The 17,359-nt window shown below is 41.2% G+C and carries 18 protein-coding genes and 2 other annotated features; of the genes, 4 read left to right on the forward strand and 14 right to left on the reverse strand.

Annotation, left to right across the window (positions count from 1 at the left end):
- Positions 1-14: 14 nt before the first annotated feature.
- Together pheS and LCD32_RS12560 are read right to left on the reverse strand one after the other, a co-directional pair.
- Positions 15-1,049 (reverse strand): phenylalanine--tRNA ligase subunit alpha, encoded by a 1,035-nt coding sequence (pheS, locus tag LCD32_RS12555; RefSeq protein ID WP_008346004.1) that lies wholly within the window; start codon positions 1,047-1,049, stop codon positions 15-17.
- 376 nt (positions 1,050-1,425) lie between these two features.
- The gene (locus tag LCD32_RS12560; protein ID WP_017358254.1) at positions 1,426-2,169 is read right to left on the reverse strand and encodes a TrmH family RNA methyltransferase; all 744 of its coding nucleotides are present in this window, start codon (positions 2,167-2,169) and stop codon (positions 1,426-1,428) included.
- 113 nt (positions 2,170-2,282) lie between these two features.
- Here LCD32_RS12560 and sspI point away from each other — a divergent pair, with 113 nt between their 5' ends.
- Positions 2,283-2,504 carry a small acid-soluble spore protein SspI gene (sspI, locus tag LCD32_RS12565; RefSeq protein WP_008346010.1) on the forward strand — a complete coding sequence of 74 codons (222 nt, stop codon included), beginning with the start codon at positions 2,283-2,285 and terminating at the stop codon, positions 2,502-2,504.
- A gap of 45 nt (positions 2,505-2,549) precedes the next feature.
- Here sspI and cstA read toward each other — a convergent pair whose 3' ends face one another.
- Positions 2,550-4,346 (reverse strand): carbon starvation protein CstA, encoded by a 1,797-nt coding sequence (gene cstA / locus LCD32_RS12570; RefSeq protein WP_008346013.1) that lies wholly within the window; start codon positions 4,344-4,346, stop codon positions 2,550-2,552.
- 349 nt (positions 4,347-4,695) lie between these two features.
- Entirely contained in the window at positions 4,696-5,784 is a 1,089-nt protein-coding gene (locus tag LCD32_RS12575) for a M42 family metallopeptidase (protein ID WP_048001861.1), read from the reverse strand.
- A gap of 178 nt (positions 5,785-5,962) precedes the next feature.
- Here LCD32_RS12575 and LCD32_RS12580 point away from each other — a divergent pair, with 178 nt between their 5' ends.
- On the forward strand, positions 5,963-6,367 hold the full coding sequence (locus tag LCD32_RS12580; protein ID WP_046527305.1) for a hypothetical protein: 405 nt from the start codon (positions 5,963-5,965) through the stop codon (positions 6,365-6,367).
- Between the two features lie 17 nt (positions 6,368-6,384).
- Here the strand turns inward: LCD32_RS12580 and LCD32_RS12585 are convergent, their stop codons facing one another.
- The 4 genes from LCD32_RS12585 to infC form a co-directional block, all read right to left on the reverse strand.
- Positions 6,385-6,651: a DUF1294 domain-containing protein gene (locus LCD32_RS12585; protein ID WP_008346019.1), complete on the reverse strand. Its 267-nt coding sequence runs from the start codon at positions 6,649-6,651 to the stop codon at positions 6,385-6,387.
- Positions 6,652-6,714: 63 nt separating this feature from the next.
- Complete coding sequence (gene rplT, locus LCD32_RS12590; protein WP_007501659.1) at positions 6,715-7,074, reverse strand: 50S ribosomal protein L20; 360 nt, start codon at positions 7,072-7,074, stop codon at positions 6,715-6,717.
- Between the two features lie 31 nt (positions 7,075-7,105).
- Entirely contained in the window at positions 7,106-7,306 is a 201-nt protein-coding gene (gene rpmI, locus LCD32_RS12595) for a 50S ribosomal protein L35 (protein ID WP_003216324.1), read from the reverse strand.
- A gap of 25 nt (positions 7,307-7,331) precedes the next feature.
- Positions 7,332-7,847: a translation initiation factor IF-3 gene (infC, locus tag LCD32_RS12600; RefSeq protein WP_024718649.1), complete on the reverse strand. Its 516-nt coding sequence runs from the start codon at positions 7,845-7,847 to the stop codon at positions 7,332-7,334.
- 71 nt (positions 7,848-7,918) lie between these two features.
- Positions 7,919-8,050, reverse strand: a sequence feature (ribosomal protein L20 leader region).
- Positions 8,051-8,386: 336 nt separating this feature from the next.
- Between infC and LCD32_RS12605 the strand changes: the two genes are divergently transcribed.
- Both LCD32_RS12605 and LCD32_RS12610 read left to right on the forward strand, forming a co-directional pair.
- Positions 8,387-8,962, forward strand: coding sequence for a DUF4352 domain-containing protein (locus LCD32_RS12605; protein WP_017358258.1), 576 nt, complete (start codon positions 8,387-8,389; stop codon positions 8,960-8,962).
- 136 nt (positions 8,963-9,098) lie between these two features.
- Entirely contained in the window at positions 9,099-9,878 is a 780-nt protein-coding gene (locus tag LCD32_RS12610; protein ID WP_017358259.1) for an HAD family hydrolase, read from the forward strand.
- 55 nt (positions 9,879-9,933) lie between these two features.
- Here LCD32_RS12610 and LCD32_RS12615 read toward each other — a convergent pair whose 3' ends face one another.
- The 6 genes from LCD32_RS12615 to LCD32_RS12640 form a co-directional block, all read right to left on the reverse strand.
- Positions 9,934-10,854: a methyl-accepting chemotaxis protein gene (locus LCD32_RS12615; RefSeq protein ID WP_017358260.1), complete on the reverse strand. Its 921-nt coding sequence runs from the start codon at positions 10,852-10,854 to the stop codon at positions 9,934-9,936.
- A gap of 171 nt (positions 10,855-11,025) precedes the next feature.
- Positions 11,026-12,966, reverse strand: coding sequence for a threonine--tRNA ligase (gene thrS / locus LCD32_RS12620; protein ID WP_224563896.1), 1,941 nt, complete (start codon positions 12,964-12,966; stop codon positions 11,026-11,028).
- A 45-nt stretch (positions 12,967-13,011) separates the two neighbouring features.
- Positions 13,012-13,259, reverse strand: a binding site (T-box leader).
- A gap of 43 nt (positions 13,260-13,302) precedes the next feature.
- Positions 13,303-14,172 carry a putative sporulation protein YtxC gene (gene ytxC / locus LCD32_RS12625; protein ID WP_008346029.1) on the reverse strand — a complete coding sequence of 290 codons (870 nt, stop codon included), beginning with the start codon at positions 14,170-14,172 and terminating at the stop codon, positions 13,303-13,305.
- Between the two features lie 60 nt (positions 14,173-14,232).
- A complete protein-coding gene (locus tag LCD32_RS12630; RefSeq protein ID WP_017358261.1) occupies positions 14,233-14,871 on the reverse strand; it encodes a TVP38/TMEM64 family protein in 639 nt (212 codons plus the stop codon).
- A 32-nt stretch (positions 14,872-14,903) separates the two neighbouring features.
- Entirely contained in the window at positions 14,904-15,833 is a 930-nt protein-coding gene (gene dnaI, locus LCD32_RS12635; RefSeq protein ID WP_008346034.1) for a primosomal protein DnaI, read from the reverse strand.
- Positions 15,834-15,850: 17 nt separating this feature from the next.
- Entirely contained in the window at positions 15,851-17,272 is a 1,422-nt protein-coding gene (locus tag LCD32_RS12640) for a replication initiation and membrane attachment family protein (RefSeq protein WP_017367826.1), read from the reverse strand.
- Between the last annotated feature and the right edge of the window lie 87 nt (positions 17,273-17,359).

The following is a 17,359-nucleotide window of genomic DNA, read 5'->3' on the forward strand; positions in this document are numbered from 1 at the left end:
TTGATTTCCTCCTCTTAGTCCTGCTTAAATTGCTTCGTGAATCTAATATCATTTGTGTAGAAATGACGAATGTCATCTATGCCGTATTTCAGCATCGCAATACGTTCAACACCCATTCCAAAAGCAAAGCCTTGGTAAGTATCTGGATCAAATCCGCTCATTTTTAATACATTCGGGTGAACCATTCCTGCACCTAAAATTTCAATCCAGCCTGTTCCTTTACATACGGAACAGCCTTTCCCGCCGCATTTAAAGCATGACACATCAACTTCAACGGAAGGTTCTGTGAATGGGAAAAAGCTTGGGCGCAGTCTAATTTCACGATCTTCCCCAAACATTTTTCTTGCGACTGTCTCAAGCGTTCCTTTGAGGTCACTCATGCTAATATTGTGATCTACCACAAGTCCTTCAATCTGCATGAATTGATGCGAGTGAGTGGCATCATCGCTGTCACGTCTATATACCTTACCAGGACAGATGATCTTCACAGGACCTTGGCCTTTATATTTCTCAAGTGTACGTGCTTGAACGGGTGATGTTTGTGTTCTCATGAGTGTGTCTTCAGTAATATAGAAGCTGTCCTGCATATCACGTGCAGGGTGTTCTTTTGGAAGATTGAGCGCTTCAAAGTTATAGTAATCTGTTTCCACCTCTGGGCCCTCTTCAACGGTATAGCCCATGCCGATAAATAAATCTTCAATATCTTCTACGACAATCGTTAATGGATGTCTTGCCCCGATTTTGATCGGACTTGCTGGCAATGTGACATCAATGGTTTGAGAAGCCAGTTTCTTTTTCACTTCTTCTGCTTCTAGCTGCTCATTTTTTTCAGCAATGGCACCAGCAATCTGCTCTCTCACTTCATTTGCAAGTGCGCCCATTTTTGGTCTTTCTTCAGCGGAAAGCTTGCCCATTCCGCGCAGCACTTCTGTAATCGGACCTTTTTTCCCTAAATATTGAACACGAATGTCATTGACTTCTTTGAGCGAGCTGGCTGCTTCTACCTTCGCTATCGCTTCTGTTTCAAGCTGTTTTAACGTTTCTTGCATGAGTGTCATCCTCCTTTTAATATACAAAACCGTCTGAATAAACGGGTGTTTGATTGTTTGAAGACAATAAAAAAACCCGCCCCTCCAAAAAAGAAGGGACGAGTTGTGGTCGCGGTACCACCCTTGTTAAGCACAAATACATGTGCGAATAAGCTTCATTGACATAACGGAATCAAACGAATCCGGTCCACCTTTACGCAAAACCTGCGGTCCCGGTGACAACTCCAGAGGTGAATTCCTGTTTCAGCATTCCTTAAATGCACTTTCAGTCTACGATGCATTCTCCCTAATAGGACGCTTCGTGAAACAATCTTCCTCTATCATGGTTTTTAAAATATTAGTTTCATTATAGTGAAAAATAGGACGTGATGCAACACTATCCGCGCAAATGATAGACAAGAACCGCTGCTGCCACAGCCACATTTAATGATTCCGCTTGTCCGTACATTGGAACATATAAATTTTGATCTGTCATTTGAAGAATCTCTGGATCAATACCTGCTCCCTCGTTGCCTACAATTAACGCAAATGGACCTTCTGATGCTATGTGTCTATACTCTTTCGCATTTTTTAAAGCAGTGCCATATACAGGTATACCTTGCGCCTTTAATGCTGGAATTGTCTGTTGTAGTGTTTGTTTTAAGATAGGCAGGTGAAAATGAGACCCTTGTGCTGAACGGAGCGTTTTTCCGTTAAACGCATCAACGGTTCCATCCCCTAGGACCACAGCATCAAGCCCCGCTGCATCTGCTGTCCGAATGAGTGTGCCTAAATTCCCCGGATCCTGCACTGCATCTAACAGAAGCATTCGTTCATACTTTTTCTCCTCAAATACAGGAATTGTACAAACCGCTGCGATTTGCTGAGGTGTTTCCGTTTCCGTCATCGCAGTAAAAGCCTCTTCACTTAATTCATACAGCTCAATGTCAGGCTCGATGTCAGCAGGGAGCATGTCAGGTGTTGTGATCATTAACTCTTTCACAACCCCGCTCTTTAATGCTTCTTCTACTAAGTGTTTTCCTTCAACAAGGAATAGCCCTGTTTTCGTTCGTTCTTTTTTTGTATGGAGCTTTTTCCATTGTTTAATGTGTGCGTTTTTAGCTGATTCTATATACTTCAAGCGACTTTAACTCCTTTAAATATCATGAATTTATTATATCTCAAGCACACTACATAATAAACCTGTCTTTGAGACAGAATAGGGCTATCACCATCAAAAAAGGAGTGTGGGCAATGGATTTTAATTTAAGAGGCGCAGTGATTCAAAACATTACTGGCCATAATCAAGAGCAGCTTGAGCATACGATTTTAGATGCGATTCAAAGTGGCGAGGAAAAAATGCTACCAGGGCTTGGTGTTTTGTTTGAGGTGTTATGGCAAGAGGCATCAGAAGATGAAAAAAATGAAATTCTTGAAACATTAGAGCAGGGCTTAAAGCCTGAGCATCAGCAATAACAAGAAGCCGGTTTGCTTATTTATGAGCAAGCCGGCTTTGTTCATTTAGCCAGTGATTGGCGTCTCCATTCGAAGAGCTGGATCGCGCCAAATTTCGATCCATTTTTTAATAGCGAACACGATAATGACAAAACCTAAAATCAGCATAATCATCGAAAGCACGGCATTCAATACACTGTAGCCAGATGCTTCAGGATTGAGATAGACATTCGCAACCATCCAATAACCCGCATAATTCACCGTCACATATAAGTAAGCAAGTGGAATTAAACAAGTTAACATATACCGCCTTTTATCCGCAATTTTTAACACAACCGTCGCCCCAATGATTAATCCGACCGAGGCCATTAGTTGGTTTGACACGCCAAAGAGTGCCCAAATGGACCCAATGTCTCCAGAGTAAAGCAAGTATCCCCACATAAAACAAGCAAGTGCACTTGCAAAGACTGAACCTGGTACCCAGTCATTTCGTTTCAGCGGTTTATATGCTTCTCCAAAGAAGTCTTGGATCAAATATCGCGCGACACGGGTTCCTGCGTCAATTGCCGTTAAAATAAAGACGGCTTCAAACATAATCACGAATTGGAAGAAATAAGAGGCCAAATGACTAAAGAACGGAATTCCCGTAAAGATATACGCCATCCCTACAGCTAATGTAACAGCTCCACCTGTTCTTCCTTCTAAATCAAGACCGATTTCTTTACTTAGCTGCGGAAGATTCTCGACACTCATACCAAGCGTTCGGAACACTTCAGGTGTACTATTAATTGCAAAATAATCTCCCGGATGAAGCGCAGTAGCGGCAATTAACGCCATGATTCCCACTAAACATTCTACGAGCATCGCGCCAAACGCAACCGGCTTCATATCACTCCAACGATCTAGCATTTTTGGCGTTGTGCCTGAGCCAACAAATGCATGAAAACCCGAAATCGCGCCACAAGCAATGGTAATCGAAATAAAAGGCCAGACAGGTCCAGCTAAGACAGGTCCTCCGCCACTCACAAACTCTGTAAACGCCGGAAATTGGATGGTTGGATTAACCACAAAGATTCCCGCAATCAGCGCAATGAAAACACCAATTTTCATAAAACTGCTTAAATAGTCTCTTGGTGCCAAAAGCAACCAAACCGGCAGGGCCGCAGCAAAGAACGCATAGATTGGCAGGGCAAGAGCAAGCGTTTTTGTATCAAGTGTTAACAAATCTCCAAGTGCTGTTCCTTGAATATTCGGTCCAAGGAATACCCCCAACATCAGTAATATGAATCCCGCAGATGTCGCCAGCTTTAAATTGCCTGTCTTTTTATAATAAAGGCCGACTCCCATCGCTATTGGAATGGTAATACCAACTGCAAAGGTTCCCCAAGGATTTCGTTCTAAAGCATGAAGCACAACCATGGACAGTCCTGCCATTGTAATTGTAATAATAAATAACATGGCGAGCCCTGTGCAAAATCCTGCCACAGGACCAAGCTCCTCTTTCGCTACCTCGGATAGTGATTTCCCCTTTTTTCGCATCGAAGCAAACAAGACCACAAGATCATGAACAGCTCCGCCAATCACCGCTCCAATTAAGAGCCAAAGGAGACCAGGTAAATACCCAAATTGTGCGGCTAAAATCGGACCAACTAATGGACCGGCAGCGGCAATTGCAGCAAAGTGATGCCCAAATGTGACCCATTTGTTTGTTGGCACATAATCTTTCCCGTCCTCGAGTGCATGGGCCGGCGTAGGATGATCATCTGTGACCTTTAGTACCTTCACCATCATAAACGTGCCATAGAGGCGATAGGCAATCGCTAAAATACACATCGATCCTATCACAATTGAAACCGCATTCATTTAACCATCCCCTTTGTATAAACAATTTGTTACAAATATAACATAAATTGAGTGATTTTTCTTTCTTTTAAAACCAAGTTGACAAATAGGAATAATTGATTTAATCTAAAATAAGCTTCACCTACTTCCATAAACTCTCTTTTGACAGAGCCTCAATTGGCTCTGTCCTTTTTATTGATTTCATCTTACATAAATACAAGATGGATCACATGTGCCTTCCTCACTAGAAAAATATCACTTCATTTACTGAAAACAGTTCTTTTGACACAACTTACATTCCAAAGTTCATTTCCTGGGAAATTCAACGCAATTAAAAAACCTTTCCCCATACTGAGGAAAGGTTTCATCATTAAGAACCGTACGTAATTTGTTCGACCGTTTTTTGATCAAGTCTTTTGATGACTTCTGTTAAAAGCTTCACCGCATTTTCATAATCATCTCGATGAATCATGGCTGCATGGGTATGAATATATCTGCTTGGAATCCCGATGGATAGTGATGGAACGCCATGACCTGTTAAGTGAATACCTCCAGCATCTGTTCCTCCACCTGGCATGGAATCATATTGATAAGGAATGTTTAATTCATCGGCAGTTTGGACAACAAAATCCCGAAGCCCCTTATGAGAAACCATGGAAGCGTCGAATACAACAATCGTTGGTCCTTTGCCAAGTTTGCTTGTTGCTTCTTTTTCAGTAATACCTGGTGTATCACCTGCTACTCCAACATCAATAGCAAATCCAATATCAGGCTGGATGGTAGCTGCAGCTGTTTTAGCTCCGCGCAAGCCAACTTCCTCTTGGACAGTTGCTACACTGTATGCAATATTTTCATGCTGAGTATCCTTTAAATTCTTCATGACATCAATCGCTACTGCACAGCCGATACGGTTGTCCCAGGCTTTTGCAAGAAGCATTTTTTCGTCATTCATTACCGTAAACTCAAAGTAAGGTACGATTTGATCTCCAGGGAGGACGCCCCATTCCATTGCCTGTTCTTTGCTCGAAGCCCCAATATCAATGAACATATCTGTGATTTCGATTGATTTCTTGCGTGCTTCTGGTGACAAGACATGTGGCGGTTTAGAACCAATCACACCTGTAATGTCTCCTTTTTTCGTCACAATGGTGACACGCTGCGCCAGCATCACTTGAGACCACCAGCCACCGACCGTTTGAAAACGAATATAGCCTTTGTCATCGATTTTTGTCACCATGAATCCTACTTCATCTAAGTGACCAGCAAGCATCACTTTAGGCCCATTTGCATTTCCTTCCTTCTTAGCAATTAAGCTGCCAAGGCGGTCTGTAGAGACTTCATCCGAATATGTTTCTATGTATGACTGCATGACTTTTTTTACATCACGTTCATTTCCTGGAATCCCTTTTGCATCCGTTAGGTCTTTCAGCATAGTTAATGTTTGATCTAGTTTTGTCATTCTGTGTATCCTCCTTTTTCTTCATGGTGCATTCTTATTATACAAAACCTCTTTCGTTCAATACGATCTTTTTATGAATATTTTTTCGTTAATCGAAATATTTTTTTAAAAAAGTTGAAACCTTTTGTCTTTCTCATTCGTAGTACATCAGATAACGGTATTGGAGGTGCATCCTGTCATGTTTGTCATCCTCATTAGACTTGCTCTTGTTGCATTGCTTGTCTATATTTTCTACATGGCGGTAAAATTCTTCTCAAACCCGAGAAGAAAGCTGAAACAAGCACAATTAAAAGAAGGCTTTTATTTTATGGACGAACAGCAAAATGCCCGTAAAAATTTTAATTTCGTCTATAAAGGTGTCTTGTTTGAAGGGGAGAAGCATGTTCCTTCTAAGGATCATCCTCTGTTTGTCCACTCCATTTACGTTTGGACGGAGTCACCTGAGAAGCTAAATGAATTCACATTAGAAGACTTTGAAAAACTTGAGGACAACATCATTGAACGGTATCCTCAAACAAAAATTGATTGGGATCAGCCCATCAAAAAAATCAAACAAAAAAAGGGAGCAGATACGCCGACTTAACGGCGTCTGCTCCCTTTTCAGATGAGATTGAGATAGACCAATATCACCAATTGGACAACAATTAAAGCAGGCATACCCATTTGAAAGGCAGGATGCTTCGTTTTATGACGGAAATACTGCATGCCAAGAAATGACCCAGCAGCACCAAAAAGTACTGCGGCACTCCATAAGTGCGCTTCTGATATTCTCCATTTGTGTGCTTTCGCTCGGCGTTTATCCTCTCCCATGAGACAAAACCCATAGACATTGACCAAGATGAGCAGCACGATCAGAGCGATATTCATTGATTTCACCTCACATGATGAGAAAAAAAGATCACTCCTTGGCGGAATGATCTTTTATATGACTTACTTGTCTAGTTGTGCTTTTGCAGCATCAGCAAGCTGGTTGAATGCGTTTAGGTCATTCACAGCAAGATCAGCAAGCATTTTGCGGTTTACTTCGATACCAGAAAGCTTTAAGCCATGCATTAAACGGCTGTAAGAAAGACCGTTCATACGAGCTGCAGCATTGATACGAGTGATCCATAGTTTACGGAAGTCACGTTTTTTCTGACGACGGTCACGGAAAGCGTAGTTTCCAGATTTCATCACCTGTTGGTTTGCTACTTTATATAATCTATGTTTTGAACCGAAATAACCTTTTGCTAATTTAAGAACCTTTTTACGACGCTGACGCGACACAGTTCCGCCTTTTACTCTTGGCATTGTAATTCCCTCCTATGTTTCCTATTCCAGATTACTTGATGTTTGCAAGTTGTTGTTTGATACGTTTGAAATCTCCAGCACTTACGATTGCGCTCTTACGCAATTTACGTTTTTGCTTTGTAGATTTGTTAGCGAACAAGTGACTTGTGTACGCATGAGAACGTTTAAGTTTACCAGAACCTGTTTTTTTGAAACGTTTAGCAGATCCGCGGTGAGTTTTCATTTTTGGCATTGGATGTTTCCTCCCTCTGTTACTTTTACTTTTCGACTTTTGGTGCAAGCATGAGGAACATGCTGCGTCCGTCCATCTTAGGTTTTGTTTCTACTGTTGCTACTTCAGCGCAAGCTTCAGAGAAACGGTCTAACACGCGCTGTCCGATTTCTTTATGCGTAATCGCACGGCCTTTAAAGCGGATAGAAGCTTTCACTTTATCTCCCTTTTCAAGGAATTTGATTGCATTACGGAGCTTCGTGTTAAAATCATGTTCATCGATTGTCGGGCTCAACCGAACTTCTTTTAAGCTAATGATTTTTTGATTCTTACGTGCCTCTTTTTCCTTCTTCTGTTGTTCGAATCGGAACTTACCATAGTCCATGATTCGGCAAACAGGTGGTTTTGCATTTGCAGCAACTAACACAAGGTCAAGATTGGCTTTCGTAGCAATTTCCAGAGCTTCCTGGCGGGTTTTAATCCCAAGCTGATCGCCATTTTGTCCGATCAAACGAACTTCACGCGCACGAATACCTTCATTAACTAATTGATCTTTGCTAATAGTGAGCCACCTCCATGAGATTTTGAATTGAGTTCACAATTCATTTTGACCATTTCGTTGTATGTTTTACAGGCAAACAAAAAGTGTGGGCATATAAAACACCCACACTGCGAACATTTGCATGAAAAAATAAATGTACGGTCAACCTGTCAACTACAAACATGTGTCAATCAGGTGAGAAGCGGGTGCTTCTGCTTGTGATATCTATTCAATTCGTTAACTATTCTACACAATTTTCATTTGTCCGTCAAGTAACCGAACTCTTGAAACAACTTTTTCATTTTAGCATGACGAAACGATTTGGGCAAGCCTTATTTAAAAAGAAATAAAGTCTCTTCAAATCCTTCAATTTTTCATTATCACACCGATATAAATCAAGTTGTATACATAAATAAACAAAAATATAAATCATATTCCATATAAAAAAGGATTATATATCTATTTTTTCAAAAAAATGATTGATTTTATAATTCTTTAGACTTATCATTGGAGAAGTATTCAAATTCATTTAATAAATTAAGGAAAAGTAGGGGATTTATTTGAAAAAGTTTTTTAAGATTGGGTGTCTTAGTATCATTATTCTCATTTTGATTATTATCTTTGTATCTTGTATGGCTGGGGGCGGCAGCAAAAAAGATAATACATCAAATACTGGTTCTAAAAATGCAGTAACGAGTAGCGAAAAGAAAAATGATAAAGAAAAAACGCATAAAATTGGAGATAAAGTAGCAGTCGAAGATTTTACTTATCAAGTAAACAGCGTAACAGAAGCGAAATCTTTACAAAAACAGTATATGAGCGATGTAACGACAGACGGCAAATTTGTGATTGTTGAAGTAACGGTCAAAAATACAGGTAAAAAAGGCAGAATGGTAGATACTGAGATGTTCAGGTTAATTGGCAAAGACGGCACAGAATACAAATCACTTGCAACAAATAATATGTATGTAAATGATACCGATTCAAGTTTCTTCTTAAAACAAATAAATCCTAAATTATCTAAAAAAGGCAGAATTGCTTTTGAAGTTCCAAACGAAAAGAAATTCTCGCTTCAAGTCTCATCAGGATTAGGATGGACTGGCGGTAAGTATAAGACCATTGATTTATCAAAATAATGTAAGAGTGCACATTTTTGTGCACTTTTTTTATTACTAAATAATCTATTTAAACTCTAAAACTTCTATTGTAAAATGAACATGAGCCTGTCACATGCAATTGAGGGTAACTACATACATAACAAGGGAGAAGATCATGAAAGCCGTATTTTTCGATTTAGATGATACTTTGCTTTGGGATGAAAAAAGCATTCATACCACTTTTCAGGAAACATGCAGGGAAGCGGAAAAGAAATATGGACTTGATCCAGAATCGTTTGAACAGATTGTGCGTGAAGAAGCAAGAAAGCTGTACTCTTCTTATGAAACATATGATTATACTGTCATGATTGGCATTAATCCTTTTGAAGGACTGTGGTCCAATTTTAGTGAGCCGATTAGCGAAGGCTTTCAAAAGCTGAACGCCCTTGCACCAGAGTATCGCAAAAACGCTTGGACAAACGGCTTAAAAGAGGCAGGAATTGACGATGAAGCATTTGGTCAATACTTAGCAGATTTCTTTGCAGCAGAGCGCAGAAAACGCCCGTATGTCTATGAAGAAACGTATCCTGTTTTAGAGCGCCTGAAGGGCAACTATGAATTACTTCTTTTAACAAATGGAGATCCTAGTCTGCAAAAAGAAAAACTTGCAGGTGTTCCGGAACTTGCCCCTTACTTTAATGAAATTGTGATTTCAGGAGATTACGGGAAAGGAAAGCCTGATCCTGGCATCTTTGAGCACTGCCTTCAGCTGTTAAATCTCACAAAAGATGATGTCATCATGGTAGGAGATAATCCAAAAACAGATATTCTCGGCGCTTCTCGCGCTGGCATCCAAACCGTTTGGATCAATCGTCATGGCAAGAAAAATGAAACAGATGTGACACCAGATTATGAAATTAAAGACTTACACGAATTGTTTGATATTTTAAAATAAACCATAGGAAAAACACCCTTCTCCTGATCGAGATTGGGTGTTTTTTCGTTTTCGGCTATACAATTGCTGCTAAACTTTGTGCTTGACGATCTAAGCCGCGTGCTGCTTCTCCTACATTCATGAATTCCTCGCTTGCTTGCTTGACAAGATCCCGGTTTGTAAACACGCTTGTCTTTGCACGGCTTGTTCCGTTGCTGACCTTTTCAACTTCTAAATGGATCGCCTTCACATAACGATCCACCTTTACAATCGCTTCCTTTGAATCTGTCGCAAGCTTACGGATTTCTGCCGCGACGACACTAAAGCCATTTCCATAGGAACCCGCATGCGCAGCTTCTATGGCCGCGTTCAATGCGAGCAGCTGCGTTTGGGATGCGATACTGTTAATCGTTGTAGCAATTGAGCTGATCGACTCCACCTGCTCTGTTAACCCTTCTAGCAAACTCATGTTTTGATCCGTTTCATTCGCGATATGTTCAAAAGAAGCATTTACACTTTGACTATGCTGGATGCCGATTTCCGCTCGCTCCATTAATTTTGCAGACATATCTTTTAGGTCTTCTACTACCTGCTTCATTGTGTTTTCCCTCTCCGTAATATCTGTTGCCACTTTCACGACAGCCACTACGTTCCCCTCTTCATTGAGCACTGGTGTATACGTCGCTTCAAGCCATAAGGTGTCACCATACTTCGTGATCCGCTGCACCTTTTCCTGAAACACTTGACCATTCTTCAAACGCTTCCAAAACATTTGATAACTTGCGTCTTCTGCAATATGCGGAGGACAAAACTGTCTATGCTTTAAACCAATCATTTCTTCCTTTGAATATTTCATGGCTTTTGCAAAAATATCATTGACCCATAGGACCTTACCTGTGACATCAAATTCAATCATCGCCAGTGAGTGCTCTAGCGCACGAAGCACAGCTGATTGCTCCAATACTTGTGTTGATGAAGTGTTTGTTGTTTGAATCATCGCTTTCATTCCCCCAATTTGCCTCTCTCTAATAGTACATACTTACCCATACTTTCGTACTATCTAAACGTATCATTTGCGCAAATGGATCACTAGTGGAGAATTTTTTTCCATAAGAAAAAAGCCAGCAACCTCAATAGATGAGATCACTGACTGTTTCGTGCGCCTTCATTATTTTTTTGCTTCTGCGACTGCATGTTTCACAAAAGCTTCGAGGTCCATTGTTTCTGAATCTTGTTCCCCATATTTTCTTACATTGACCGCGCCATTTTCTGCTTCTTGATCACCGACAACCAGCATGTACGGAATCTTTTGCATTTGCGCTTCTCTAATTTTGTATCCTATTTTTTCATCACGACTGTCTAGTTCTACACGCAGTCCTTCAAGCTGCAAACGTTCTTGCACTTTTTTTGCATAGTCTAAATGGACAGATGGTGAAACCGGGATGACTTGGAATTGTACAGGTGCCAGCCATGTTGGAAGAGCTCCTTTGTATTCTTCAATTAAGAAGGCAACGAAGCGTTCCATTGTGGACACAACTCCTCTATGAATGACAACCGGACGATGATGTTTTCCATCTTCTCCGATATATGTGAGATCGAAACGCTCTGGAAGTAAGAAGTCTAGCTGTACAGTAGACAAAGTCTCTTCTTTTCCAAGGGCCGTCTTTACTTGGACGTCAAGCTTCGGACCATAAAATGCCGCTTCGCCTTCTGCTTCATAGTAGTCATGTCCAAGCTCGTCCATTGCATCTTTCAGCATGGACTGCGCTTTATTCCACATCGCATCATCATCAAAATACTTCTCTGTATCCTCTGGATCACGGTAAGATAAGCGGAACGTATAATCATTTAAGCCGAAGTCTTGATACACTTCTTCAATTAAACGAACTGTGCGGATGAACTCATCTTTGATTTGATCTGGACGAACAAAGATATGGGCATCGTTTAATGTCATCCCGCGAACACGTTGAAGGCCGGATAAAGCGCCTGACATTTCATAGCGGTGCATTGTTCCAAGCTCTGCAATCCGAATTGGCAGTTCACGATAGCTATGAAGTTCATTTTTATAAATCATCATATGGTGCGGGCAGTTCATTGGACGAAGGACAAGATCTTCGTTGTCCATTTCCATGACCGGGAACATATCTTCTTGATAATGCGCCCAGTGGCCTGATGTTTTATACAATTCCACACTCGCAAGAACGGGTGTATACACATGCTCATAACCAAGGCGTACTTCTTTATCAACAATATAACGCTCAATGACGCGGCGGATTGTTGCCCCTTTTGGCAGCCAGAGCGGAAGACCTTGGCCCACCTTTTGAGAGTTCGCAAACAGTTTCAATTCTTTTCCTAGTTTACGGTGATCGCGCTCTTTTGCTTCTTCAAGCAGACGTAAATGCTCGTTTAATTCTTCTTTGCTGAAGAAAGCTGTTCCGTAAATACGCTGTAGCATTTGGTTGTTACTGTCGCCTCTCCAGTAAGCACCTGCAAGGCTTAACAGCTTGAATTCTTTGATTTTCCCTGTAGACGGCAAGTGAATACCGCGGCATAGATCGAAGAATTCACCTTGCTCATAAATTGTGACGGCTTCGCCTTCTGGGATTGCTTCTAACAGCTCTAGCTTCAATTCATCGCCAATTGCTTCAAAGCGTGCTTTTGCTTCTTCTCTAGAAACTTCAATGCGCTCAATCGGCAAATTGCTGTTAATGATTTTTTTCATTTCTTTTTCAATCTTTGGTAAATCTTCAGGTGTAATCGCTACATCGATGTCAACATCATAGTAAAAGCCATTTTCGATGACAGGGCCTACGCCAAACTGGACGTGATGCTCTTTTCCATAAATGCGTTTGATTGCCTGCGCTAGTAAATGCGCTGTGCTGTGGCGCATAATATCGAGCGCTTCTTCACTCTTATCTGTGATGATCTCGATTGTTCCACTTTCTAACAGCGGCGTACGCAGATCTATTTCTTTGCCGTTCAATTTACCGGCAAGCGCTTTTTTCTTTAGGCCTGGGCTAATTGATGCCGCGATGTCTTCTGTTGTAGCTGTTTTGTCAAACTCCTTGACTGCTCCATCTGGAAATGTAAGTTGAATTTGTTCTGACATCTCTAGTCACTCCTTTTTTTGGCAATATAAAAACCCCGCCCCCTGGAAAGGGACGAGGTTGAATAAACGGAATCGTGGTTCCACCCTTTTTCCCGTATTTGCAGCTTGCTTTGTCAAAAGCAAATACGGCTTGTGGTTCAATAACGGGAATTCCCGTCAGCTATTACTAAACAGTTCACAGCTGATGTTCAAAGGTGGTAAAGCAAATGGTCCTCTGCTAGGAAGCTTTCAGCCACGGCTTCCCTCTCTTTAAGCGGGTGTTCATTTGTTCATGTCCTTATCAATACGGTCTCTGTATGAAGTTACACCGTATTATAAAACGTTTTTTCGTGAAAATCAAGAAAGCTTTTCACTTTTCTTTTCCAAATGACTAGGAACAAATTGAACATGCTGTTCCTGAAACGAATGAGGAGGGAATACCTCAACTCTTTCTTGAAAAATATTTTGAATGGTTTGCACCATCGAGTGACCTGTATCATCTGTAAATAGGTCAATCTTTTGTGGCGCAATGGATACAAGCGGTGCAATCAACTGCGAATCAATATACATTGGATGCTCTCTTACAAACTGTCTGTCTATGTATTGTTTTTGATCACGCTCAGAAGCGTACCGAAATTCCCAAATCATCAGGCGGTCCTGATGCACAACATGTACTTTTTCAAGCTTAGGTTCTCTTGACATCACATAGTCTCGAAGGGATTGAATAAAGTTTTGATATTCTTGTTCCATTTTATATTCTTCGATGGATACTTCAACATAGTTCTTCAGCCTTCTGTCATACGCTGAGAGCCTAAATGTCATAAATGAACCAATGGAAAAAACACCTTTCTGTAAAGAAATCGTCTCAAGCTCTTTTTTTAACAGATCCTCCCTCGGTGGGTCTTGATGAATTCCAGGAATATCATCTAGATCCCCTTTCATGATGCTATGGGCGATTGAAAGAATTTGGTGCTGCTCTTCTGGATCTTTAAATAAGTATGTGTTTTCAAGGATGCTGCGCATGCGTTCATTTTCTTTGCATTCCAAAAAAAAGTGAATCAGTAATGTCCGCACAATGTGCTCTATGGCTTCTCCTGATTTCTTCGCTTCTATGAGAAGCCGGTCTTTCCCTTGTTGAATCGAAATGTGATGCCGACTGTCCAAGTGTTCAGCAAGATGTAAAAAAGCGGCGGTATCATATTCATCTTCAAAGATTATTTCAAGCATGTTTGTCCCCCCTAACGACATCTGTTACATATATATGGGGGGAACATAAAAAATAGACGCCTAAAATAAATCAGGCATCTTTCTTTTTAAAATCAGTGGCACTGAGATAAAGATCAAATAAATCAAACAAACAATCGCTAAGGCGGCATAATTTCCGCTTACAAAGCTTGATCCAAGGACATTTAACGCCACAGTACCAGGTATTAACCCTAAAAAAGTCGCTGCCGCAAATGCACGATAATTCGCACGTGAAGCTGCTGCGGCATAACTGACAAAATCAAAGTGAATGGGTGCAATGCGTAATAAGAGGATATAAAGAAATCCATGCTCTTGAATACGGGACGTCACCGCTTTTAGCTTCCGATTGCTTGATTCGGTTTCCTGCTTGTTTGAACGGAAGGTTGAGGCAAGCAGGAAAGATCCTGTTGCACCTGCTGTCGCACCAGCTAAGGCATAAATGGTCCCAAGGACACTGCCGAATGCCAAACCTGCTGCTAGCGAAAAGACGGTGAGAGGGACAAGCACAAATGGACGAAAAAGTGATAAGAAAAGAAAGACAAAGGGAGCCAGCATCCCAAATTGAAGAATCCAATTCTTCACATCTTTCGGCGACAGTTGAAGATGCTGTTTGTTGAGCCACCATAGCACAGCAGCTACAACCCCAATCACGAGGAAAAGCAGCCATTTTCTTTTATTCATTTCATCCGCTCCCCTTCACGTGACCTATCTTTTTATAAATGACGGCGATTTTCCCCTTCAAGCAGAACTGGTTCAGCTAGGTAGAGAATACGTTCCATTAATCGAGCTGCCTTCACCTCTTCTTTTTCCCCGCGCTGTGAGTACGTAAAGTGATGCTTTAACTCATTTGGTGAGAAATTAGAAGAGAAAAAAGTCGGCAGCTGCTCTGCCATGCGGTATTGCAAGATTGTTCCTAAAAGTTCATCTCGTACCCAGCTTGTCATCGACTCTGCTCCAATATCATCAAGCATTAAAATTGGTGTTGATTTGACCATATTCAGCTTCTCTTCGAGTGTATGATCGGCTAATGAATTTTTTAACTCTCTCACAAATTCAGGCACGTATACAAGGAGAGATGGATACTCTTTTACCGCTAGCTGCTGCGCAATCGCTGCCAGAATAAATGTTTTTCCGACCCCAAACTTTCCATGTAAATAGAGGCCTTTGCCCTTACCTGTTTCATCATAACTTTGCAGGAATTGACCTACTTTTTGAATGACTTCTTGTCTTCCAACCACATTTAAATCAGCAAACGTCGCTTGAAGAACATTCTGCGGAATATACATACTTTTCATAAGTTCTTGCTGTTTTTTCTGTCTATCAAGCCGCAGTTTGACAGGACAAGGGGAATATTCAATATCAATGCTTTGACCTTTGATCACAAGCTTCGGGTGATACCCGTCTAAAATGACATTTACATTCTCTTCCTCTAAGCAGTAAGAACAGCCCTTTGATTGCTGTACATATTCAAAGAGCCTGTTCAAGCTGCGATTGATCATGTCTTCTTGGATGTCCTCTTGATGCTCCTTTAAAAAAGCTTTTACATCTTCATCAGCTAGGACACTTTCTTTAATCTGATTGTATCTCACGCGAAAATCTACCCGTCCTTTTAGCTGATCAAATGAACGACCGATCGGTTTCATCTCCATCTCACCTCACATTAATGTGCATTATACTTTTTCATATTATTAAACTGATCTAACAATTTTTCTTTTTCTCGTTCGAGGTCCTCTGTAGACAAGTTATCTGTCTGTTCTTTTGGCTGTTCTTTCGTTTCAGCTTCCTTCATCCAGTCAGGCAGCTTCTCCTCGCGGATCACTTTTCCTGATCCATATGATTGACGCTTATTTTTTTGCTGTGCCCATTCTGTCATTTGCCTGTTCTCTTCTTTGGCAATTTTCATAGCAGCTGCCACGGTTTTGATTTTCTTTCGCACCCAGTGGGCGGCGATTTTCTGCATATATGTTTTGGACAGTTTCATATCGGTTTTTAGCAGTGTATAGTAGATCAGGACATTCATGACCCCAGGCTCTAGCTGCTGCTCAAGCATAATATCTTCAACAATTCTTAAGTCTGCATACGTCGGCTCAATGCCATCTGCCATATCTTTTAGAAGCTCTCTAGGCGAAATATGATCAAGCTTTTCAATCAATTTCGCATCAGGTGCATCTGCACCTGAATTCTGCGTGACATTGTGACGTAAATGCCTTGGCTGTTTTTGATCAATCAGCTTCGGCTGTTCACCTCTGTATTCAATTTGATACCAGTCTCTCGCTGCTTTTCGCAGATCCTCAGTTGATATCATCTGATCTGAACCACAGGCACCTGCGACAATATTTTGCATTTGCAACGGGGTGATGCCATAGACGACCGCTAACTTCTTAATTGTCTCTTTCACTTGCTTTGTCAAAGCCTTTCTCGGAATCATCATATCCGACATGCCTGCTAACAATAGATCAAAATCAAAAGATTCATCTGAAAGCGGTGCAGGCTGACTTGAGCCAACTGTCACATATTCGTAGCCCTCGTCAAGCGATGACGCTTGATTGATTTCCTCTGTCATCTTGCGCTCTCCTGGCTGCAAGACGTGAAACACTTCTTCAAACGATCGGGAGATGTTCTTTGCATCAGCAGGAACTCCTGGATAAGAAAAATAATCACGAAGCTGCATATATTTTGCTTTCTCTACCCGATGATACAAAAGGACATTCAGCATACCGTCTTGGAAAAATTCATCCGGTCTCAGCGGCGGCACGAGCTCATATGTAAACAGTCTGCCTTCTTCCGTTTCCTGTTCATATGTGCGGAGTAATCCGATCGCTTCAAGCTTTAAGCGCTCCTCAAAAATATCATTTAAATTCGTTTGCAGCATCACCATCAGCTGACGATGAGGTGCGGGTTTCCCCCACATTCGATTTTGTTCCAGCTCTCCCCACAGCGTCATGTATAAACTGAAAGCGGACATGCCAATAAGCGGCTGATATAAAAGAGTAATAAGCTGTCTATCGATGTCACCGAGCAATGAAGCGCTTTTGACGACATACGGATCGACGGCTAGCACTTCCTTCCAATGCTCTGTCATATGCTGATCCTCCCTTAATACGGTTGTCTTCATTGTACACTCTTTTTGCGTTTTACGCTTTACGCAGGAAAAAGAGCATGAAGAATC

It is taken from the genome of Bacillus sp. RSS_NA_20 (assembly GCF_020165915.1).
GTDB lineage: Bacteria > Bacillota > Bacilli > Bacillales > Bacillaceae > Bacillus > Bacillus altitudinis.